Here is a 22,384-nt window from a genome sequence, read left to right as displayed (position 1 = left end):
TAATATGTTTGATATCCGACGAGTTTCCTCTAGTCGTTGGTGGCATCAAAAGAAAAGTTGGATATTTTTTGGAATTTTTTTATTTTTAGTCTTTGTGAGGATTTCAAAAGGATCTTTATATAAAGATTTTTTTTACTTTATTTCAAAGCCGTTTTGGCCTAGTCAATCTCAAAAAGAAGTTATTCTTAAGAGCATAGACCAAGAATCTTTAATAAAATTAAACCTCATTAAAAAGGATAATATAAGATTGCGTAAAATTTTATCTCTTCAAGAATCATCTAATAATGAAAATATTTCAGCAGCAGTTATTTCGAGAAAAACAGGAGGTTGGTGGAGACAAATAACTTTAAACAAAGGTTCAAAAGATGGAGTGGAAATTGGTAATATTGTTACTGGTCCAGGTGGATTATTAGGAAGAGTAAACAATACTTCTCTATTTACTTCTTCAGTAATATTATTAACTTCTCCAGAGAGTAAATTAGGAGTATGGGTTGATAGAAGTCAAACTAATGGACTATTGGTTGGTTCAGGCGATGATCATCCTAGCCTAATACTGTATTCAAAAGATGCTGATATAAAAGTCGGAGATTATGTATCATCCTCTCCTGCTAGTTCTTTATTACCTCCAAATATCCCCATTGGGATTGTCCAATCTATAGATAAGACATTGCAATCAAAAAAAACGGCAAAAATTTCGCTTTTAGCAAAACCTAACATAATTGATTGGGTGCAAATTTTGAGAAAAAATATTTAATGAATAAAATTTTTACAAACAAATTATCTATAATAAGCTTCATTTTTATTCCTATTATCTTTTTGTGGCATCCTAATTGGCTTGGATTTTTAGGAGTTCAGCCATATTGGCCGTTATTTTGGTTATTGCCCTGGTCAATGATTAATGGATCAGTTAATGGATTAGTATTTGGTTTGTTTTTAGGTCTAATTTTAGATTCTTTAACTTTAGATAATAATTTCTCTCAAATACCAGGCTTAATGTTTTGTGGATTTTTGTTTGGGAGAATTAAATTAAATAATGATATGTTGGTGGGTCATTTTAGGCATGGTTTGATTTGTTCTTTTGGAAGTTTTTTATGCGGAACTTTTCACCTTTCACAAATTTTGTTTAAAAATTTTTCAGAAAGTTACTCTTTAATGTTTATATCAGGTATTAAAAATATCTTATCTGAAGTTTTTTTGACAGGTTTGTTGGCTCCCTTTATTTGCTCTCAACTTTTAAGAATGTTTAAATTTTCAAGAATAAAATTGCATGAATAAATTTTTTCAAAAATCAAAAAGTGCCTTGAAAAATTTTATCTTCAAATTATTTTGAATTTTTTTTAAACCCTCGAAATATCTCTATGAGGGTTCGTAATGTTATATTTTTAATTGTTAGAATAAATATTCAATGCAATAGTTCTTTGCTTTGAAATATCGAGAAATCTTTTTTAACTATGTCAAAAGCAAGAATTTTAGTTGTTGATGATGAACCAGCAGTTTTGAAGGTATTAGTTACAAGGCTTCAACTAGCTGGATATCAAGTTTATTCAGCCACTAATGGCGAAGAAGCTATTGAATCTTTCCACAGGGATTCGCCAGATTTAATAGTTCTTGATGTTATGCTTCCAAAAATGGATGGATTTGCTGTTTGTAGAAGAATTAGAGCTGAATCAGTAGTACCAATAATATTTTTAACCGCTCTAGAGGCTATTTCAGAGAGAGTCGCAGGCTTGGATTTAGGGGCTGATGATTACTTATCTAAACCATTTAGTCCAAAAGAGTTAGAGGCTAGGATAGCTACTATTTTGAGAAGAATGGGCCCAAGTATATCGGTTACTGAAACCAAAGAAGTTCCTTCAGGTAAAGGAGTTATGAAATTTGGAAGTTTAGTTGTTGATACTAATCGCAGACAAGTTTCTAGAGCTGGAGATAGAATTAGTCTAACTTATACTGAATTTAGTCTCCTAGAATTATTATTTGATGAGCCTGGGAAAGTTGTACCGCGAGCAGAAATATTAGAACAGCTGTGGGGTTATCCTCCTCGTAGAGCTGCTGATTTAAGAGTTGTAGATGTATACGTTGCTAGATTAAGAGGTAAGTTGGAACCAGATCCAAGAAATCCAGAATTAATATTAACTGTTAGAGGGATTGGTTACGCATCCCAGAGAGTTGGTGAAACAGCAACATCTTTGGCAAGTTGAGCCATAGTTTGATAATTTTATTAAATAAAACAAATATATTTAAATAAATTTTGTCTGAAATAAAAGAAGCACGCTTACAAAAAGCTAGTTCACTCGTTAGTAAAGGTTTTGCTTCTTACGCGCAGAGTTTTAGGGTATCACATACTACCAGTTTTCTTATTCAAAAATTTGATTATTTAGAAAATGGTCAAGAGGAAAACTTCAGTGTTTCTCTGGCTGGTAGAGTAATGGCAAAAAGGGTAATGGGTAAAATTGCCTTTTTTACAATAAGCGATCAGGATGGCCAGATTCAGCTTTATCTAGAAAAAAGGATTATTAATTTAAATTTAGAAAAACAAAAATTACTCTCTTTTGAAGATATCAAGGAAATAGTAGACATTGGTGATTGGATAGGCGTATACGGAACTATTAAAAAAACTAATAAAGGCGAGCTTTCAATTAAAGTAGAAAAATGGGAAATGTTATCGAAATCATTACAACCATTGCCAGATAAATGGCATGGATTGACCGATATTGAAAAAAGATATAGACAACGTTATCTAGATTTAATAGTGAATCCTCACTCTAAAAATGTATTTAAAACAAGAGCAAAATGTATAAGTTTTATAAGAAAATGGTTAGATAATAGAAATTTTTTAGAGATAGAGACTCCAATTCTGCAATCTGAAGCTGGTGGTGCCGAAGCAAGACCATTTATAACTCATCACAATACCTTAGATATTCCGCTTTATCTAAGAATAGCGACAGAATTACATTTAAAAAGAATGGTTGTTGGAGGATTTGAGAAAGTATATGAATTAGGAAGAATCTTTCGTAATGAGGGGATAAGTACAAGACATAATCCTGAATTCACCTCAGTTGAAATTTATGAAGCTTATTCTGATTATGTCGATATGATGAATTTAACTGAAGAATTGATTAAAGATATTCTAGCTGATGCCTGTGGGTCTTTAACTATAAATTATCAAAATAAAGAAATTGATTTTTCAAAACCTTGGTTAAGAATATCCATGAAAGATATTGTCAAAAAATATACAGGGATTGATTTTCATTCTTTCAACGGAGACTTTCTAGCAGCAAAAAAAGCCGTTAAAAATATAAATGTTGATTTCTCTAATAAAGTAAATACTATTGGAAGACTTTTAAATGAGGTCTTCGAGCAAAAAGTTGAATCAAAACTTATAGAACCCACTTTTGTTATCGATTATCCTGTTGAAATTTCTCCTTTAGCTAGGCCTCATTTTGATAATAAAGAAATAGTTCAGAGATTTGAACTATTCATTGTTGGTCGAGAGCTGGCAAATGCGTTTAGTGAGTTAATAGATCCAGTCGATCAAAGAGAAAGAATGCAATTACAGCAATCTCTTAGAGATAAAGGAGATCTGGAGGCTCACTGTATAGATGAAGATTTCTTGAATGCTTTAGAGATTGGTATGCCGCCTACTGGAGGATTAGGCATAGGCATTGATAGATTAATTATGTTAATTACTAACAGCGCATCGATTAGAGATGTAATCCCTTTCCCATTGTTAAAACCAGAAATATCTTCCAAAAAAAGTGAAAAATTACCCTTGAATGAAGTAAAATAGATAAATTATTCCAATACGAAATTTTTTAAATGAGTGGTGAACGTGTTGGTTTCCGTTTCAAACATGCGGATGCAGTAGTAAAAAGAAATCCTCAAGGCCGATCAAGAAGAGGATGGGTTATTGAACCAGTAGAGCAAACTACAAGTAGGGGAACAAAAATGCCTGCATACAAAATTCGCTGGAGAGATAGTGAGAGGCCTGAAACTGTATTACAGCATATGTTAATTGCAGATCCAGATCCTTCCCCACCTCCAAATTCAGTCACTTTAGATTGATAGTCTCAATAATTGTGCATAATATTTTTATCTTTTTAGTGCAGAGTTGATTTCTTTTTTAATACTTTTTTGTTTCTCGTCTTGTCGTTTATCATGCAATTTTTTCCCTTTTCCGACTCCTAAAGTTATTTTTATCCATGAACCTTTTAAATAAAGAGATAATGGAACAATAGTCATTCCTTTTTTTTCAGTATTAGATTTCATTTTTATTATTTCTTTTTTATGTAATAGCAACTTTCTATTTCTTAATGGATCATGATTAAAGAAAGATCCCACATTTTTATGTGGTGAAATGTGAACATTTAATAATAAGATCTCACCATCCCTGAATGAACAGTATCCGTCTCTTAAATTTGCTTTTCCGTTTCTAATGGACTTTACTTCAGTCCCTAAAAGCTCAATTCCAGCTTCGATTGTCTCAGATATTGCATATTGAAATTTTGCATATCTATTCTCAGCTAGAAGTTTAAAATTATTTGCTTTATTAGTATTGCTTTTAACTTTTTTTGAATTTTTTGCCATTTTAGTTGTAAAAAGTCTTTCTACTCAGAACAATTGCAATTAACCTTTCATTATGGCAATAATATCCTCTAATATAGGCGATAATGACTTACCTCTTCGGAAAAAAGAGCTGAGGTTAGTTGATTCAAAAATCATTCCAGAAGAAAAGAGAAATAATAATCTTAACTTGGCCCGGCCTCTTACTTTAAAAGAATTTATTGGCCAAGAACAACTTAAATCTTCTTTAAGAATAGCTATAGATGCATCAATTTTTAGAAAAGAACCCTTGGAACATATTCTTTTATATGGACAGCCTGGTCTAGGTAAGACGACTCTTGCTTTTTTGATAGCCCATGAATTGAATACAAAATGTAAGATAGCTACTGCACCAGCAATTGAAAGACCAAGAGATATTGTAGGTTTACTTCTTGGATTAAAAGAAGGTGAAGTTTTATTTATCGATGAGATACATCGCTTAAATAGGTTAACTGAAGAGTTGTTGTATTCTGCAATGGAAGATTTTAGACTCGATTTAACTATGGGAGCTAACAAAGGAACCCGTTGCAGAACAATTAATCTTCCTAGGTTTACTCTGATTGGCGCGACAACTAAATTAGCCTCAATAAGTGCACCTCTAAGAGATAGATTTGGTATATCTCAGAAAATTGAATTTTATAATTATGATGAATTAAAACAAATTCTTCTTAATTTCTCCCGATTAATAAATCTCAATTTAGATGATGAAGCATCCTATGATTTAGCAAAGATATCTCGAGGGACTCCAAGAATTGCTTTAAGGTTATTAAGACGAGTGAGAGATTATGCTCAAGTTGTTATGAAAACCAATACTATCTCCGTGAATTTAATAAAAAAAGCCTTAAATTCTTACCAAATAGATGATAAAGGATTGGATTCTTTAGATAGACACTATTTATCTTTTATTAACCAAAACAATAATATTCCAATTGGCCTTGATTCAATTGCAGCAGGCTTGGGTGATGATTCTTCAATGTTAGAATTTGTAGTTGAGCCATATCTTATAAAAATTGGTTTCCTCACTAGAACTCCTCGAGGAAGATTGCTTACTGCTTTAGGAAAAAAGTACATTGATTCAAAAAATGATGACTTTTAGAAAAGTAAAGGTTTGTTTTTTATTGATTTTTATTTTTTTGAATATTTTTTATATTGCACCATGCTATTCATTATCTTTGAGAGGGGATTTGTTTAAAGATGCATTAGATCTAAGTTCAGGCGGAAAATTTAATCTCGCTTTACAAGAATGGAATCAATATCTCGATTCTTATCCTGATGATGCTGCAGGTTATAGCAATAGAGGTAACGTAAGACTTGTTATAGGAGATGTTAACGGATCAATAGATGACCAAAATAAGGCAATAAGTTTAAATCCTAGTGAAATAGATCCTTACATCAACAGGGGAATCGCAGAAGAAGCATTGGGTTTATGGTCGCAAGCGAAAAAAGATTATATGTTTGTTATTTCGCAAGATAGTAAAAACTTCTCTGCATTATATAATTTGGCTAATGTAGAAGGATCTACTTCACATTGGGATAAAGCAAGAGATTTATTTTCAAAAGCTGCTTTATATAATCCTGGATTTGCCATGGCTAGGTCAAGTGTGGCGTTAGCAGATTTTCAGTTGGGGAATATTGATGAATCTGAAAAAGAATTAAAAAAATTAATAAGACGTTATCCAACTTTTGCAGATGCTAGGGCAGCTTTAACAGCCTTGAATTGGTCAAAGGGTGAATCTGGGAAAGCAGAGAGTAATTGGATAGCGGTAACTGAATTAGATCCTAGATATGGTGATGAAGAATGGCTAAAAACAATAAGAAGATGGCCTCCACAACCAATTAAAGATTTAATGAATTTTATCGATTTAAAATAAGTAATGAATAGAGATCAGTTTCATAAAAAAATTGATTCGTTTACTGATGAATTAATTCATTTAAGAAGACATATCCATGCACATCCGGAATTAAGTGGACTTGAAAATCAAACAGCAATTTTGATCAGTGGTTTTTTAAAAAATATAGGTTGGAATGTTAGAGAATCTATAGGCAGGACTGGAGTTATCGCTGATTTTGGGCCCGTAGAAAACGGTATTATAGGCTTAAGAGTGGATATGGATGCTTTGCCAATATTTGAGGAAACTAAACTAAGTTTTTCTTCAAAAGTAGATGGTGTTATGCATGCCTGTGGTCACGATTTGCACATCTCGATTGGATTGGGTGTGGCAAAAATTATTAAGGATTTAAAACTAAATTTTGGGACTCGGATAATTTTTCAGCCAGCTGAAGAAATTGCAAGTGGAGCTAGATGGATGATTAAAGATGGTGCAACTAATGGTTTAACCAATATTTTGGGAGTTCATGTCTACCCCGATTTATCTGTAGGGACTATTGGCATCAAAGAGGGAAGTTTAACTGCAGCTGCTGCAGAACTTAATGTTGAGATTAAAGGAAAATCAGGCCATGGTGCTCGACCTCATGAAGGGGTTGATGCCATTTGGGTAGCCTCTAAAGTTGTCTCGGGAATTCAAGAATCAATAACACGGAAGTTAGACCCTTTAGATCCTATAGTAATAACTTTTGGGAAGATAAATGGTGGTAATGCATTCAATGTTCTTGCAGAGAAGGTTAATTTAGTTGGTACAGTTAGATGTACTAATCGTAAAGTATTTACGAATATTGGTAATTGGCTAAATGAAAATATCACTTCTTTAGCCAATGGTTGCGGAGCTGAAGCAAAAGTAAGATTTAGAGAAATCACTCCGGCAGTTAATAATAATTCTGAAATTAATAGAGTCCTCAGAGATTCGGGAATTAAGGTTTTGGGTCAAGAAAATGTTATCGAATTACAAAAACCATCATTAGGAGCGGAGGATTTTGCTGAATTCTTAAATGATATTCCAGGAGCCATGTTTAGGCTTGGCGTTTCTAATTCAAATGGATGTGCTCCTCTTCATAGTTCTAAATTTAATCCGGATGAAAGAGCGATTGCTGTTGGAATTAAAGTCATAACAGAATCCATAGTAAAATTAAACAATGAAAAAATTAATACTATTTGAACATGAAAATTAATAAAAGATTTATTTTATCTTTTGTGGCTCCTTTCATGATCCTTATATCTTCTATGGGATTGATATTTAGGGATAATTCTAGGAAGATTTTTTATTTGCCTATTGGCTTAATGGGGATCCTAATTATTTTGGAGCGGGTTATTAGCAGACAATTGGATAGAAAAGATATTTTAAACAAGATTAAGTCTTATAAAAAAAGTTAAATAAACTGTTTTATTTATTTTCCCGCAATATGAGATGACTATTTTTTAGAAAAGAGCTAATAATAAGGTTAATACTAGGGGTGCTAAGAAATTTAACTTAGCTGAGATCATACCCTTTGAACCTGAATCATTAATTTTGAAGCAGGGAAGTGGAGATTTGATCAAACTTTAGTAATAATACTTTTAAAATTAGGAAATTATGAGAAGTTCTTGGATTAAGCCTCGCCTTGGGAAAGACAATGTAACTCAGATGAACTTTGCGAGAAACGGATATATCACCGAAGAAATGGATTTTGTTGCTAAAAAAGAGAATCTACCTCCTTCTTTAATAATGGAGGAAGTGGCAAGAGGAAGATTAATTATTCCAGCTAATATTAATCATTTGAATCTTGAGCCAATGTCTATAGGGGTTGCTTCTCGATGCAAAGTTAATGCCAATATTGGTGCTTCTCCCAATGCAAGTGATATAAATGAAGAAGTAGAAAAGCTTAAACTAGCTGTAAAATATGGTGCTGATACGGTTATGGATCTTTCTACGGGAGGAGTAAATTTAGATGAAGTGCGGCAAGCAATTATTCAAGAATCTCCAGTTCCCATAGGAACTGTTCCTGTTTATCAAGCATTAGAAAGTGTACATGGTTCAATCGATAGACTAACAGAAGACGATTTTCTTCATATTATTGAAAAACATTGCCAGCAAGGAGTAGATTATCAAACTATTCATGCTGGTCTATTAATAGAGCATTTACCAAAAGTTAAAGGAAGAATCACTGGAATTGTCAGTAGAGGGGGAGGTATTTTAGCTCAATGGATGCTACATCATTTTAAGCAAAATCCCCTCTATACAAGGTTTGATGATATCTGTGAGATTTTTAAGAAATATGATTGTACTTTTTCTCTAGGAGATTCACTAAGGCCTGGATGTTTGCATGATGCTTCTGATGATGCTCAACTAGCTGAATTGAAGACCTTAGGTGAGCTTACTCGAAGAGCATGGGAACATAATGTTCAAGTAATGGTTGAGGGCCCTGGTCATGTACCTATGGACCAAATTGAGTTTAATGTGAGAAAGCAAATGGAAGAATGTTCAGAAGCTCCTTTCTATGTACTTGGTCCATTAGTTACAGATATTTCTCCTGGTTATGACCATATTTCAAGTGCTATTGGGGCGGCTATGGCAGGATGGTATGGAACGTCTATGTTATGTTACGTAACCCCAAAAGAACATCTAGGCCTCCCAAATGCAGAAGATGTACGAGAAGGATTAATTGCTTATAAAATAGCCGCTCACGCTGCTGATATAGCAAGACATAGAGCTGGTGCTCGTGATAGAGATGATGAACTTAGTCATGCAAGGTATAACTTTGATTGGAATAAACAATTCGAACTTTCTTTAGATCCAGAGAGGGCAAAGCAGTACCATGATGAAACACTACCTGAAGAAATCTTTAAAAAGGCTGAGTTTTGTTCAATGTGTGGTCCAAAACATTGTCCAATGAATTCAAAGATTTCAGATGAATCTCTTGATCAGTTAAAAGATAAACTTGAAGAATGTAGTACTTCAGCTTAGTTATCAATTATTAATAGTTATAGAATTTCCTTCGTCTTATTAACTACGTTTTCGACTGTAAATCCAAAATTTTTCATACATTCTCCACCTGGTGCTGATGCACCAAACCTATCCATAGTAATACAAATTCCATCAAAACCTGTATATTTATGCCAACCAAATGAATGGGCAGCTTCTACCACAACTCTCTTTTTCACACTACTTGGTAAAACACTTTCTTTGTAAGAATCTTCTTGCTCTTCGAAAAGTTCTACACATGGCATAGAAACAACTCTAACCTTTTTCCCTAAGCTTGAAATTTCCTTACTTGCTTCAATGCAAAGATTCAGTTCGCTTCCAGTACCAATAAATATTAGATCTGGTGTTCCTTCGCAATCGGAAACTACGTATCCTCCAAGAGCAACTTTGTCGATCGAAGTGTTTTCTTGATTTGGCATTCCTTGTCTACTTAAACAAAGGGCAGAAGGTCTTTTTCGATTTTGAATAGCAAGCTTATAAGCACCACTTGTCTCATTTCCATCTCCTGGTCTGAAAACTAGCATGTTAGGCATAGCACGAAGAGAAGGGATAGTTTCAATAGGTTGATGTGTTGGGCCGTCTTCTCCTACACCAATTGAATCATGGGTTAATACATAGATCACTCCTAGTTCGCTTAGTGCCGAAAGTCTCATTGAACCTCTCATATAATCAGCGAAAACAAGGAAGGTTCCACCATAAGGAATAAGACCACTATTGTGATAGGCAATTCCATTAAGTACAGCTGCCATTGCATGCTCTCGCACACCAAAGTGCAAATATCTTTTTTCAGGACTATGAGGCTGGAATGACCCGGATTCTCCCTTGATATCTGTGTAGTTGGAGTGAGTTAAATCTGCTGAACCACCAATTAATTCGGGTAGGTTAGGACCTAGAGCACCCAGACATATTTGCGAATGCTTTCTGGTTGCTAAACCCTTATCTTCTGGTGTATAAGAAGGGAGATCTGAGTCCCAATTCTCAGGTAATTGTCCTTTCAACATTCTGTTTAACTCGGCTCCTTCAGAAGGATATTTGCTTTGATATTCTTCAAATTTAGAATCCCATTCTTTCTCTAGGCTTCCTCCTTTGTCTATTGATTTTCTAAAATGGGCATATACTTCATCTGGTATTTCAAATGGAGGATATTCCCAATTTAGAAACTCTCTAGTTAAAGCAGCTTCTTCTTCTCCAACAGCTGCTCCATGAATTCCAGCAGTATCTGATTTATTAGGCGAACCATAACCTATTGTTGTAGAAATTTTTATAATTGAAGGTTTGTCTGTGATTAATTTTGCTTTTTCGATAGCTTCAGTTATTCCTTTAACATCATGATTCCCATCTTCCACATGTTGTACATGCCATCCATAAGCTTCGTATCTTTTTAATACATCTTCAGTAAAAGAAACATCGGTTCGCCCATCAATTGTAATTTGATTATCGTCATAGAGTGCAATTAATTTTCCAAGCTTAAGGTGACCAGCTAGTGAGCAGGCCTCAGATGCGATGCCTTCTTGATTACAGCCGTCACCCATTATGACGTAAGTATAGTGATCAACGATCTTACAATCAGGCTTATTAAATTTAGCTGCCAAGTGAGTTTCAGCTATTGCTAAACCAACTGCATTTGAAATTCCGGCTCCAAGAGGCCCTGCTGTAACTTCAACACCTTCAGTTTCGAATGTTTCTGGATGCCCAGGAGTCTTTGATCCCCATTGCCTAAATTCTTTAATATCGTCTATTGAGACTGATTTATATCCTGTCAAATGAAGTAAGGAATATAACAGCATACAGCCATGACCAGCTGATAATACAAAACGGTCTCTGTTGAACCATTTTGGGTTATTAGGGTTGTGATTAAGTATGTTTTGCCATAATGCATAACCCATAGGAGCACATCCCATTGGCAAACCAGGATGACCACTATTAGATTTATTTACTGCATCTACAGCAAGCATTCTTATACTATTTACACAAAGTGATTCTAATGAAACAGATGCAGCGACCATTGTTTTAAAAAAAAGTTAAGTTGGAAATACAGAATTGGTTGTCTTCAATTCATTTTGCTAAAAGCAAGGCAAACATTGTGACCACCAAAGCCGAAAGAATTAGAAAGAGTAACTCTTACTTGAGCTTCTCTTGCATTATTTGGTACATAATCAAGATCACATTCAGGATCTGGATTGACGTAGTTAATTGTAGGAGGGATAAAATTATGTGTCAAAGAAAGTATACAAGCTACAGCTTCTATACCTCCTGAGCCTCCTAGGAGATGACCAGTCATCGACTTAGTAGAGCTTACAGGAATGAGGTAAGATCTGTCTCTAAAAATAGATTTAATTGCAGAAGTTTCATTTTTATCATTAGCTGATGTACTTGTTCCATGAGCATTTATGTAATCAACATTTTCAAGGCTAAGAGAAGCGTCTTCAATTGCTAATTTGATAGCTTCGGCGCCTCCAACCCCGCCTGGAGATGGAGCAGTAATATGATGAGCATCACATGTTGTTCCATATCCAACTATTTCTGCATAAATTCTAGCATTCCTCTTTTGTGCATTTTCTAAAGTTTCTAAAACAAGAATTCCAGATCCTTCTCCAATAACAAATCCATCTCTTTCTGCATCAAAAGGTCTGCTAGCAGTTTGAGGGCTTTCATTTCTGGAGGAAAGAGCTTTGGCACTTGCAAAACCAGCTACTCCGAGAGGCGTAATACTTGCTTCTGCTCCCCCACAGATCATTGCATCTGCTTTTCCAAGTTGGAGTAATCTAAAAGAATCACCAATTGCATTTGAACCGGCAGCGCAAGCGGTGGAAACAGAGGAACTAGGTCCTTTCGCACCCAAAGCGATTGCAGCCAATCCAGTGGCCATGTTTGGAATCATCATTGGGACTGTAAATGGACTTACTCTTTTAGGACCTTTGTGACTCAATATTTGAGCTTGACTTTCCATAGTTAGTAAGCCTCCAACACCAGAACCAATAATCACTCCAATTCTTGATGCATTAGCTTCAGTGATTTCAAGTCCAGAATCGTTAAAGGCTTGCTTTGCAGCAATAACTCCAAACTGGGAAAAACGATCCCATCTTTTCGATTCTTTAGCTTCAATAAAATTTTCAGATTGAAGATTTTTTACTTCTGCAGCAAATTTGCAGGGATGTTGTTCAGGATCAAAGAGAGTAATATCTGAAACCCCATTGGTACCTTTTTGAAGACCGACTAAATATTCATCAATGTTATTGCCAATTGGAGTTACCGCTCCGATACCAGTAATAACTACTCGATGGAAATTTGGCATTCTTTATTAACCTTTTTTTTCTTCGATGAATTTTACTGCATCGCCGACAGTTGCGATTCCTTCAGCTGCTTCATCTGGAATTTCAATATCAAAGGCTTCTTCTAAAGCCATCACGAGTTCAACAGTATCTAGAGAATCTGCACCTAAATCATTTTGGAAGTTTGAATCTGACTTTACTTCTCCTGCTTCAACACTTAATTGTTCTGAAACAATAGAACAGACTTTTTCGAGGATTTCTTGTGACATAGTTTATGGAAATTACTAATTATCTATATGATTTTATGCCCTAGAGTTAACAAGAGTGAAGCATATCTTAATTTTTTTAATTTCTTTGTAAGACAATAGTATTATAAAACGAGGTTCAAAAGACAATTTTTACATGTCACACGCAGTTAAAATTTATGACACTTGCATTGGTTGTACCCAATGTGTAAGGGCTTGCCCTCTTGATGTTTTAGAGATGGTTCCTTGGGACGGCTGTAAAGCTGGCCAAATAGCTTCATCTCCAAGAACAGAAGATTGTGTAGGTTGCAAAAGATGTGAAACGGCATGCCCAACAGACTTCTTAAGTATTCGTGTTTATTTAGGAGATGAGACTTCTAGGAGTATGGGTTTAGCATATTAACTCTTTTTATAGTGCAGTTTTAAGAGAGTCCATTTTTTAGTAAATACGCATTTTATTTCAATATAATTGAAAAAAAAATTCGTATGTGTGGAATAGTTGCTGTAACTGGATACAAAAAAGCTTTGCCATTATTAATAAATGGTTTAGAAAAACTTGAATACAGAGGTTATGATTCTGCAGGTATTGCAATAATAAATTCCGAAACAAATTTTATTTCTTGTAATAAAGCAAAAGGAAAACTCAAGAATTTAATAAGTAATCTTAATGACCATAATATTCCTGGAACTGTTGGAATAGGTCATACCAGATGGGCAACTCATGGCAAGCCAGAGGTTAAAAATGCACATCCTCATACAGATAGTTCAGGAAATATAGCAGTTGTTCAAAATGGTATTATTGAAAATTTCCAAGATTTAAAAAATAAATTAGAGGAAGAGGGTATTATTTTTAATTCTGATACAGATACCGAGGTGATTCCTCATCTAATTCAAAGAGAGTTAAATACATTAAATAAACTTAATCTTGAGAATAATGGTTCAACATTATTAGTAGCTGTAAGAAATGTCATATCTGATTTAGAAGGATCTTATGCTTTAGCAGTTTTATGGTCTGGTGCTCCAACCTCTTTGGTAGTTGCAAGAAGACAAGCGCCTTTGATTATAGGTTTGGGTGAAGGAGAATTTATTTGTGCTAGTGATACGCCTGCCATTGCGAATTTTACGAATATTATTTTGCCTATGGAGGATGAAGAAATAGCTTTGTTGACTCCGCTTGGAATTGAAATATATGACTCAAGCAACGAGAGACAATATCGAAATCCAATTTCTTTAAAGGTCTCAGAGCAAATAATGGATAAGATGAATTTCAAACACTATATGTTAAAAGAGATATATGATCAGCCACAGACTGCAAAAAATTGGTTGGAAAATTATTTAATTAAGAACTTAGATAATGGTCAATATCAAATCAAATATCCATTTGATACAGAGTTTTTTGAATCAATAGAAAGAATTGAAATTATTGCCTGTGGTACAAGTAAACATGCTGCAATGGTTGGAAGTTTTTTATTAGAACAATTCTCAGGTATCCCTACAAATGTTTTTTATGCAAGCGAATTTCGATATTCTCCCCCTCCACTATTGCCAAATACATTAACTATTGGAGTCACTCAATCTGGAGAAACTGCTGATACAATTGCGGCTATCGATATGGAAATTAAAAGACGTTCTTCAATTGAAGATAAAAAATTCAAACCCAATCTTATTGCAATAACAAATAGGAAAGAGAGTTCCATCGGAAGGCAGGTTTCTAATATTATTGATATCTGTGCAGGAATAGAAGTTGGAGTTGCAGCAACAAAAACTTTTTTTGCTCAGTTACTTTCGTTTTATGGATTAGCTATAAAATTTGCTCAAATAAAAGGTAATCAAAGTCCTGACGAAATAGGTAAATTAATAAACGAACTTATAAAACTTCCGCCATTACTGGAAGATCTCTTACACAAACATAATAAATCGTCAGAAAAGCTAGCGCATGACTTTTTTAATATAAAAGATGTTATTTTTTTAGGAAGAGGAATAAATTATCCAATTGCTCTTGAAGGTGCTTTAAAACTTAAAGAAATTAGTTATATTCATGCAGCTGGATATCCTGCTGGGGAAATGAAACATGGTCCAATAGCTTTATTAGATAAAAAAGTACCTGTAATTTCTATTGCCTCTCCTGGTGAAGTTTTTGATAAAGTTATCAGTAATGCTCAAGAAGCAAAAGCTAGAGATTCATATTTGATTGGGATTGCTCCTGAATGTAATGGAACTGAAATCTTTGATTATTTAATGAAAGTTCCTTCTTCTAATGAATTGATTTCACCTCTACTTAATATATTGCCTTTACAATTATTGAGTTACCATATTGCAGCTCACAGGGGACTTGACGTGGATCAACCAAGAAATTTAGCTAAAAGTGTAACTGTGGAATAATTAGCTTCTTGCAAATTTTGATATTTTTAATTTAAAGCTCTAAAAGTCCATTTGGAGGATTGATGATTACAAATTGATTTTTTATATCTACTAATGGCACGATTTCTTTTACAAATGGTATTAGAACTTTTTTTTGATTTTTAAATAGTTCAATAATAAGTAAATTATTTTTCTCATTTTCTAAATTGATAACTTTCCCAATTGTTTTTAATTCATCGTTTTCTAAAGTCTTGACCTCGAGATTTATTAGTTCTAACAAGTGAAATTCTTCCTTTTTTAATTTGGGTAGTTTGTCAGTTCTTACGAGAATTTTAAATGTTTTCAGTTGCTCTGCATCATTTCTTGTATTTATTCCTTGTAACTTAACTATGAAGGTTTCTTTACCAGGCTGTTTGAAACCAGATATAAGTTCTATTTTTGAAGGGGGTTCATTTTCTTTTTGCAACCATCGCATTCCAGGTTTTAAAAATCTTTCTTCAAAATCACTTAGAGATTTAACCTTTACCTGTCCATTAATTCCATGACATGATGTTATCAATCCAACAGTCAACCATTCATTTTTATTTATCATATATTGTATTAAAAAGAGTGTTTTATGGAATTATCTACTAAACCCATACTTCCCGGTTCTTTTGTTGTTGTAAAAGACACTAATTCTATATACAGAGGATATAAAGGTTTTGTACAAAGAGTTACCAAAAAAAGAGCAGCAGTATTGTTTGAAGGAGGTAATTGGGATAAGCTCATAACTTTTCAGCTAACGAATTTAGAAATAGTTTAAAAATTAGATTTTACCTTTAGTTATAAATTTTTCTATCAAAACTCTAGCTGCATTTGTTTCTGCTTGTTTATGGGACTTCCCGAATGCAGATGATTCTTTTAATCCTTCAATAAAAATATCGCAAGAAAATCTTTTAAGGTCTCCATTTTTTTTTGAGACTTCCATTATTTTATAGACTGGCAAATCAAAACCTTTACTTTGACACCACTCTTGCAATACTGTCTTAGATTTGTATTTATATGGAGCTTTTAAAAATTGTTCTGAATCTTCCTCCCAAATATTATCTAACCAAAGGTTTATTTCCTGAATTGAATTAAAGCACTTGTAAACAGCACCTATTAAAGCTTCTGTAGCCTCTCCAATAATAGTATTTTTTGAATTTTCATCACCAAGAGCTTTAGGTCCTTTAATTATTAATTTATCTATTTCAATTTTTCTCCCTAATTTAGTTAGCCATTCATCACTTACAATTTGTGCTCTTAGCTCTGATCTTTCTCCTACACTTAATTGAGGATATTTTTTTTCAATAAAATTAGAAGCAGCTAATCTGAGTACTGCATCTCCGAAAAATTCTAGTTTTTCATAATTTATTATTTTGTCCTCAGAGGAATGGATAAATGCTTGGTTAAAATCTTGAATAACTGAAATGTTTTGAGTTTCAATTATTTCAGAAAATCTTTTTGATTTTATATTTAAAGACTTTAAAAAAGTAGTTATTTGATTAATTCTCTTTGTGTTAATTATATTTGTCATCTGATTTTAATAATCAAAACAATTAGAAAGCAGGTCGTAAGCCGGGTTCTGTTCATCTTAATTAAGATGGGCGATCATCTATCTAGGACTGGAATTACTTCACAGTCTCAAGCGGCGCTTCAAAGTAGATTGTGTAATGGTCATAAATCTACTAAGCCTTGCTCCCAGCCGGGGTTTACCTAGCCAACACTTCTCAATGTTGCTGGTGCGCTCTTACCACACCCTTGCACCCTTGCCATACATATAAAGTATTAGGCGGTATGTTTCTGTGGCACTATCCTCACGGTTGCCCGCACTGGGAATTACCCAGCAAGCCTGACCATTTGGGAGCCCGGACTTTCCTCAAGAAAGTTTTATTTTGTTTCCAAAATAAAACTTTCTTGCGATTGCCTCTCCTGCTTTCATTTAGCATAGTCCTTAATACTCCAAAAATCATCTATTGGGGCTGTAGCTCAGCAGGATAGAGCAACGGTTTCCTAAACCGTAGGTCGTGGGTTCGACTCCCGCCAGTCCCGTAAAAATAAAAAACTATATGTAGTATGTGTGCAAAATTGCTACTCTCTAGCTAGCGTATAGATAGTAATAAATCTTTTATGGCTAAGTTGCATGATATGCGTTTAAAGCTTTTAATTCAACAAGAGCATGAGCGTATTTCTAAATCCCAACCTAATGATTTAGATCTTTCAATAGTTCAAGCAAGGTGCCTGTGCTGGCTTGCTCTGTTAGCTGAAGCTCACGAAGATCAAGCAAATGATGCTGAAAAAAGAGGCGATGCCGAGCAAGCAATGGGATGGTTTGCCGATTCTATGAGATTAAGAGATGTTATTAATTTGGTTACTAGTATCGAGATACCATTACCAGATAGTCCAGATTCACTCGATGAAAATGACGAATTATTGGATGGTCCTACAATTTTGCCCAAATAGTGAGATGATATAAAAAGAGTTTTATTTTCTTTTGGCTGAAGAACCCTGTCAATGCTCTGATTGTCAGAGATTTTATAAAGAGCATGATCGTCTGATTAGAGAATTTCCTACTTTTAAGCAGCAACAAGAATTGAATTGGGCATCCATTCAATCTTTCAGAAGTCTTTGTACAAAAATTACTGAAGAGTTGCAGAGAGAATTATCTGAAAAAGAATCAAATGAAGACATCGCTCCAGCAGAAAAACATATTTCTGATAGAGAAATTACTGAAGCTTTAGATGAACTTGAAAGTGTTAATGCCTATTTATATTCAATTGAAGCATTAATGGAAAGAATATTTGATACAAAAATTTCTAACAATATTGAATCTAAATTTAAAGAAATTGCAAATGAATTAGCCCCAGACCCATTAAATATGGATCGATTAATTTTGAATAGATTATTTCATCAAACTCCAGATTCACCAGATAAAAAAAATATTAATTAGTTAACTCTTCGACATCACAAGTAATTTCAACTGGCATTGGAGATACTTTCCAAATAGATTCGCAGTACTCTCTAATAGACCTATCAGAAGAAAAATATCCTGATCTAGCAGTATTTAATAATGCCATTTTATTCCAAGCTTTTTTATTATTCCAGCATTCACTGACTACATCCTGTTTGTTTAGGTAGTCTTCAAAGTCCGCCATAACAAAGAATGGATCATGTCCGGTCAAGCTATTTAATAAAGGTTTAAACAATTCTTTATCCCCATTGCTAAAGTGACCTATTTCAATGAGGCGTAATACCTCTTTAAGTTCTGGACATTGATTAATAAAAGTTTTTGGGGAATAATTATTGTTTTTTAAATCCATAATTTCGCTTTCTGTTTTACCAAAAAGGAAGAAATTCTCTTTTTTCACAAGATCTCTTAATTCAACATTAGCTCCATCTAAGGTTCCAATAGTTAAAGCTCCATTCATTGCAAATTTCATATTTCCAGTCCCAGATGCTTCTTTCCCAGCAGTTGAAATTTGTTCTGAAAGATCCGTTGCAGGATAAACTATTTCACCAAGTTTAACGTTATAGTCTGGTAGAAAAACAACTCTTAATAGACCATCCATATCTGGATCGGAATTGACTACGTCAGCAATACCATTTATAAATCTAATCATCAGCTTTGCCATAAAGTATCCTGGTGCAGCTTTACCTCCAAATATTATTGTTCTTGGGACTTCAAATTTGTTTGTACCATTTTTGATTCTTAAATATTGAGCAATAATTTGAAGAGCGTTTAAATGTTGCCGTTTATATTGATGTATTCTTTTTACTTGAACATCAAATAAACTTGATGGGTCTACAAGTATTCCAGTTTTTGAATGGACAAAACTAGATAATTTTCTTTTGCCATTAAGTTTAGTTTCCTCAAATTTTTCTAAAAAATTGTTGTCATCTTTTTTTTCTTCTAACTTCTTAAGAAGTTCCATATTTGTAATCCAATTCGGACCAACTTCTTCTTCAAGAAGGTTAGATAATGATGGATTAGATAAGGCAACCCATCTTCTTGGAGTAACCCCATTAGTTACATTTGTAAATTTTTCAGGCCATAATGCTGCAAATTCAGGCATAAGTTGTCTTTTTATAAGATCTGAGTGAAGAGCTGCAACACCATTTATATGATGGGCTCCAATTGTAGCCAAGTGAGCCATGCGAACTGATTTGAAGCCTTCTTCATCAATTATTGAGAGTTTTTGAAGGATTTTGTCATCACCTGGATAACGCAGTCTTAATTGTTGTAGAAATCTCCAATTAATTTCATAAATAATTTCTAGATGGCGAGGAAGAAGATCATTAAATAAACCTAAATCCCATTTCTCTAAAGCTTCTGGAAGTAGTGTGTGGTTGGTATAAGCAACTGAGGAGGTTGTTATATTCCAAGCTTTCTCCCAACCTATTTGATATTGGTCTATAAGAAGTCGCATTAATTCTGCAACTGCAATAGCAGGATGTGTATCGTTTAATTGGACCGTCCAATGCTTAGGAAATTCTGTTATTGGTATTGATCTTTTTTCTAGACTTCTCAACATATCCTGCAAAGAACAACTTACAAAAAAGTGTTGTTGTTTGAGTCTTAATCTTCTACCTTCGTCAGTTCCATCATTTGGATATAGAACTTTTGAAAGAGTTTCTGATGCAACTTTTTCTTCTACTGCACCATAATAATCACCAATATTGAATGCGTAAAAGTCAAAACTTTCAGTTGCATCAGCTCTCCATAATCGTAATCTGTCACATGTATTTACTCTATATCCTAGAACTGGAACATCATGAGGGACTCCAATAGCATGTTCAGAGGGAATCCATCTTGATCTGTAGTTTCCTTTATCATCTCTATAACTTTCAGTTCTGCCTCCAAAACCAACAAAACATGATTCGTCTGGTTGTGGAAGTTCCCATGGCCACCCCCCTTTTAACCATTTGTCAGTTACTTCAACTTGCCAACCATCTCTAATTAACTGATTGAATATTCCAAATTCATATCTAATACCATAACCAACTGCTGGAACTTGTAGAGATGCTAATGATTCCATATAACAAGCTGCAAGCCTGCCAAGTCCACCATTTCCTAATCCAGGCTCCTCTTCAACTTCAAGAATTGTTGACAATGATTCAATGCCAAATCTTTTTAAAGCATCTTCTGCCTCTTGAGTTATTCCAAGATTTAGAAGATTATTACTTAATTGAGGGCCTATTAAAAATTCTGCTGATAAGTAGGCGACTGTTTTTTGTGGTTTTTTTCTTATGACTTCTTGACTGGCTAAATATCTTGTCATTAGCCTATCTTTAACTGCATAACTTAAAGCCATGTACAAGTCGTGTGGACTTGCAGAAGTAGCTAACTTTCCAAGGGTATAAAATAGATGAGCTGTCATTCCTTGAAAAACAGCATCAGAATCCATACCAGCCTTTTCAGGATCTAAGTAGCAGCCGGGAGTTGGCAAGCGTAGATCGAAGGGTTCGTTGGATTTCATTGGATTAGCCATATAACAGACAATAGCTATTTTTTTGAAAATTTCTTTGTTGTAACTTCAGATCCACACTTGTTGAGTATTTTTGCTTTTTTTTTACATATTTCGTAAAGTGGGCCCTCTATAAACTATCTTCCAATTATGTAGTTTATTTTTTCTCTCATTTCATATGTATCCTTTACTTGCTGAATTAAGTGCACATGATTTAGAAGTTGCTGAAACTTTGATAGGAGTTATAAGGTTTCTACTGATATTTTTAGCTGCAAGAGCATTAGCAGAAGTATTAGTAAGACTGAGTTTACCAACGATAGTAGGTGAGCTGCTTGCAGGGGTTGTAATAGGAGCATCAGGATTCCATTTGTTGATACCGCCCTCGGCAGGAACCGAATTAAATGAAGGACTTGTAAATGTTATTAGCTCGTTGGCGTCAATCCCCCCAGAAGCAGTACCTGATGTTTATTTCGAAAGTTTTCCATCCCTCCAAGCAGTAGCAACTCTAGGATTATATGCTCTTTTATTTTTGACAGGATTAGAAAGTGAGTTAGAGGAATTAGTAGCTGTAGGAGCTCAAGCTTTTACAGTTGCTATGGCTGGTGTAATTTTACCTTTTGCCTTTGGAACTCTTGGATTAATGTTTATTTTCCAGGTAGATCTAATTCCAGCAGTTTTTGCTGGAGCATCTATGACAGCAACAAGTATAGGAATTACTGCTAGTGTTTTTGGTGAGTTGGGATATTTAAAAACCAGAGAAGGACAAATTGTTATTGGTGCAGCAGTATTAGACGATATTTTGGGAATTGTAATTCTGGCTGTTGTTGTGGCTCTTGCTGCAGGAGGTACTTTAGAAATTGCTCCTATTGTTAAATTAGTTGCTGCAGCTGTAGTATTTGTTATTGCTGCTATCGCATTAAGTAGAACAGCAGCCCCAGGGTTTGATTGGTTATTAGATAGATTAAAGGCTCCTGGAGCTGTAGTGGTAGCTTCTTTTGTGATACTTGTGCTGTGTTGTTTTGTCGCAACAGCCATTGGATTGGAAGCAGCTTTAGGTGCTTTTGCAGCTGGACTAATTCTTAGTAGTTCTAAAAATAATCACGCAATTCAACAATCCGTTTTACCTTTAGTATCGTTATTCGCAACTATTTTCTTCGTATTAGTTGGAGCTGGAATGGATTTATCAGTTATTAATCCACTTGATCCAACAAGTAGGTCAGCTCTTGTAGTTGCAGGATTTTTATTAGTTGTAGCAATTATTGGAAAAATTGCTGCCGGATGGGTATTTTCGAGTGATAAACCTACTAATCGATTAGTTGTAGGTTTGGGCATGATGCCTAGAGGAGAGGTTGGTTTAATTTTCCTTGGGCTAGGAACAAGCGCTAAGTTGTTAACTCCTTCTCTTGAAGCAGCTATTTTATTAATGGTTATTGGAACTACATTTCTTGCACCTGTTCTCTTGAGAATTGTTCTAAAAGATAAGCCACCAAATGATGGCAATAAAATTTCAGATGATGTTGCTGCTGATCCTGTAGGTCTTCTTTAGGAAATAATTTTATTAGTATTAA

22 protein-coding genes, 1 tRNA gene, 1 other RNA gene and 1 riboswitch are annotated in these 22,384 nt (G+C 34.3%); of the genes, 16 read left to right on the top strand and 8 right to left on the bottom strand.

Translation table 11 applies throughout. The features are described 5' to 3' along the window. The first annotated feature begins 4 nt into the window (after positions 1-4). The 5 genes from mreC (at position 5) to SIB45_RS02235 (ending at position 4,062) form a co-directional block, all read left to right on the top strand. Positions 5-754 carry a rod shape-determining protein MreC gene (gene mreC / locus SIB45_RS02255; RefSeq protein ID WP_011863721.1) on the top strand — a complete coding sequence of 250 codons (750 nt, stop codon included), beginning with the start codon at positions 5-7 and terminating at the stop codon, positions 752-754. Then, positions 754-1,275: a hypothetical protein gene (locus SIB45_RS02250; protein WP_041484784.1), complete on the top strand. Its 522-nt coding sequence runs from the start codon at positions 754-756 to the stop codon at positions 1,273-1,275. Before mreC ends, SIB45_RS02250 begins: the two co-directional genes overlap by 1 nt. A gap of 176 nt (positions 1,276-1,451) precedes the next feature. Continuing rightward, a complete protein-coding gene (gene rpaB / locus SIB45_RS02245; RefSeq protein ID WP_011863719.1) occupies positions 1,452-2,198 on the top strand; it encodes a response regulator transcription factor RpaB in 747 nt (248 codons plus the stop codon). 50 nt (positions 2,199-2,248) lie between these two features. Continuing rightward, entirely contained in the window at positions 2,249-3,787 is a 1,539-nt protein-coding gene (gene lysS / locus SIB45_RS02240) for a lysine--tRNA ligase (protein WP_011863718.1), read from the top strand. Positions 3,788-3,816: 29 nt separating this feature from the next. Beyond that, a complete protein-coding gene (locus tag SIB45_RS02235) occupies positions 3,817-4,062 on the top strand; it encodes a hypothetical protein (protein ID WP_011863717.1) in 246 nt (81 codons plus the stop codon). Between the two features lie 27 nt (positions 4,063-4,089). On the opposite strand, the gene smpB is transcribed toward SIB45_RS02235, so the two are convergent. Continuing rightward, positions 4,090-4,584, bottom strand: a complete 495-nt coding sequence (gene smpB / locus SIB45_RS02230) for an SsrA-binding protein SmpB (RefSeq protein WP_011863716.1) — start codon at positions 4,582-4,584, stop codon at positions 4,090-4,092. Between the two features lie 52 nt (positions 4,585-4,636). On the opposite strand from smpB, the gene ruvB reads away from it, so the two are divergent. The 4 genes from ruvB to thiC all read left to right on the top strand — a co-directional run bounded on the left by ruvB (position 4,637) and on the right by thiC (position 9,437). Further along, the gene (ruvB, locus tag SIB45_RS02225; protein WP_011863715.1) at positions 4,637-5,695 is read left to right on the top strand and encodes a Holliday junction branch migration DNA helicase RuvB; all 1,059 of its coding nucleotides are present in this window, start codon (positions 4,637-4,639) and stop codon (positions 5,693-5,695) included. Continuing rightward, positions 5,682-6,470, top strand: coding sequence for a tetratricopeptide repeat protein (locus tag SIB45_RS02220; protein ID WP_011863714.1), 789 nt, complete (start codon positions 5,682-5,684; stop codon positions 6,468-6,470). The genes ruvB and SIB45_RS02220 overlap by 14 nt, the downstream gene beginning before the upstream one ends. A gap of 3 nt (positions 6,471-6,473) precedes the next feature. Next, positions 6,474-7,652: an amidohydrolase gene (locus tag SIB45_RS02215; RefSeq protein WP_011863713.1), complete on the top strand. Its 1,179-nt coding sequence runs from the start codon at positions 6,474-6,476 to the stop codon at positions 7,650-7,652. Positions 7,653-7,933: 281 nt separating this feature from the next. After that, positions 7,934-8,032: riboswitch (TPP riboswitch) on the top strand. A 34-nt stretch (positions 8,033-8,066) separates the two neighbouring features. Beyond that, positions 8,067-9,437: a phosphomethylpyrimidine synthase ThiC gene (gene thiC, locus SIB45_RS02210; protein ID WP_011863712.1), complete on the top strand. Its 1,371-nt coding sequence runs from the start codon at positions 8,067-8,069 to the stop codon at positions 9,435-9,437. 17 nt (positions 9,438-9,454) lie between these two features. Here thiC and tkt read toward each other — a convergent pair whose 3' ends face one another. Genes tkt through acpP form a run of 3 tightly spaced genes read right to left on the bottom strand, consistent with a single transcriptional unit; the run spans position 9,455 to position 12,996 of the window. Beyond that, the gene (gene tkt / locus SIB45_RS02205; protein ID WP_011863711.1) at positions 9,455-11,461 is read right to left on the bottom strand and encodes a transketolase; all 2,007 of its coding nucleotides are present in this window, start codon (positions 11,459-11,461) and stop codon (positions 9,455-9,457) included. A gap of 44 nt (positions 11,462-11,505) precedes the next feature. Continuing rightward, positions 11,506-12,750: a beta-ketoacyl-ACP synthase II gene (fabF, locus tag SIB45_RS02200; protein ID WP_011863710.1), complete on the bottom strand. Its 1,245-nt coding sequence runs from the start codon at positions 12,748-12,750 to the stop codon at positions 11,506-11,508. Positions 12,751-12,756: 6 nt separating this feature from the next. After that, entirely contained in the window at positions 12,757-12,996 is a 240-nt protein-coding gene (acpP, locus tag SIB45_RS02195) for an acyl carrier protein (protein WP_002808065.1), read from the bottom strand. A gap of 133 nt (positions 12,997-13,129) precedes the next feature. Between acpP and psaC the strand changes: the two genes are divergently transcribed. Continuing rightward, a complete protein-coding gene (gene psaC / locus SIB45_RS02190) occupies positions 13,130-13,375 on the top strand; it encodes a photosystem I iron-sulfur center protein PsaC (RefSeq protein ID WP_007099573.1) in 246 nt (81 codons plus the stop codon). A gap of 83 nt (positions 13,376-13,458) precedes the next feature. After that, complete coding sequence (gene glmS, locus SIB45_RS02185; RefSeq protein ID WP_011863709.1) at positions 13,459-15,354, top strand: glutamine--fructose-6-phosphate transaminase (isomerizing); 1,896 nt, start codon at positions 13,459-13,461, stop codon at positions 15,352-15,354. 31 nt (positions 15,355-15,385) lie between these two features. Here glmS and rimM read toward each other — a convergent pair whose 3' ends face one another. Continuing rightward, a complete protein-coding gene (gene rimM, locus SIB45_RS02180) occupies positions 15,386-15,925 on the bottom strand; it encodes a ribosome maturation factor RimM (RefSeq protein ID WP_011863708.1) in 540 nt (179 codons plus the stop codon). A 24-nt stretch (positions 15,926-15,949) separates the two neighbouring features. Here rimM and SIB45_RS02175 point away from each other — a divergent pair, with 24 nt between their 5' ends. Then, the gene (locus SIB45_RS02175) at positions 15,950-16,135 is read left to right on the top strand and encodes an NAD(P)H dehydrogenase subunit NdhS (protein ID WP_011863707.1); all 186 of its coding nucleotides are present in this window, start codon (positions 15,950-15,952) and stop codon (positions 16,133-16,135) included. Positions 16,136-16,138: 3 nt separating this feature from the next. On the opposite strand, the gene SIB45_RS02170 is transcribed toward SIB45_RS02175, so the two are convergent. After that, a complete protein-coding gene (locus tag SIB45_RS02170; protein ID WP_011863706.1) occupies positions 16,139-16,888 on the bottom strand; it encodes a ribonuclease III family protein in 750 nt (249 codons plus the stop codon). A gap of 21 nt (positions 16,889-16,909) precedes the next feature. Beyond that, positions 16,910-17,291: RNase P RNA component class A (gene rnpB, locus SIB45_RS02165), an RNA gene on the bottom strand. Between the two features lie 38 nt (positions 17,292-17,329). On the opposite strand from rnpB, the gene SIB45_RS02160 reads away from it, so the two are divergent. The 3 genes from SIB45_RS02160 to SIB45_RS02150 all read left to right on the top strand — a co-directional run bounded on the left by SIB45_RS02160 (position 17,330) and on the right by SIB45_RS02150 (position 18,301). Continuing rightward, positions 17,330-17,403, top strand: a tRNA-Arg gene (locus tag SIB45_RS02160). Positions 17,404-17,481: 78 nt separating this feature from the next. Then, positions 17,482-17,814 carry a hypothetical protein gene (locus SIB45_RS02155; RefSeq protein WP_011377237.1) on the top strand — a complete coding sequence of 111 codons (333 nt, stop codon included), beginning with the start codon at positions 17,482-17,484 and terminating at the stop codon, positions 17,812-17,814. A 31-nt stretch (positions 17,815-17,845) separates the two neighbouring features. Continuing rightward, positions 17,846-18,301 carry a hypothetical protein gene (locus tag SIB45_RS02150; protein ID WP_011863705.1) on the top strand — a complete coding sequence of 152 codons (456 nt, stop codon included), beginning with the start codon at positions 17,846-17,848 and terminating at the stop codon, positions 18,299-18,301. Here the strand turns inward: SIB45_RS02150 and SIB45_RS02145 are convergent. Further along, a complete protein-coding gene (locus tag SIB45_RS02145; RefSeq protein WP_011863704.1) occupies positions 18,294-20,840 on the bottom strand; it encodes a glycogen/starch/alpha-glucan phosphorylase in 2,547 nt (848 codons plus the stop codon). The two genes, SIB45_RS02150 and SIB45_RS02145, sit on opposite strands and share 8 nt — an antisense overlap. Positions 20,841-20,994: 154 nt before the next feature. Here SIB45_RS02145 and SIB45_RS02140 point away from each other — a divergent pair, with 154 nt between their 5' ends. Next, positions 20,995-22,362, top strand: coding sequence for a cation:proton antiporter (locus SIB45_RS02140; RefSeq protein WP_011863703.1), 1,368 nt, complete (start codon positions 20,995-20,997; stop codon positions 22,360-22,362). Positions 22,363-22,384 lie beyond the last annotated feature (22 nt).

Source organism: Prochlorococcus sp. MIT 1304 (assembly GCF_047305015.1).
Lineage (GTDB): Bacteria > Cyanobacteriota > Cyanobacteriia > PCC-6307 > Cyanobiaceae > Prochlorococcus_A > Prochlorococcus_A marinus_E.
This window is presented reverse-complemented; position numbering and strand designations above follow the sequence as displayed.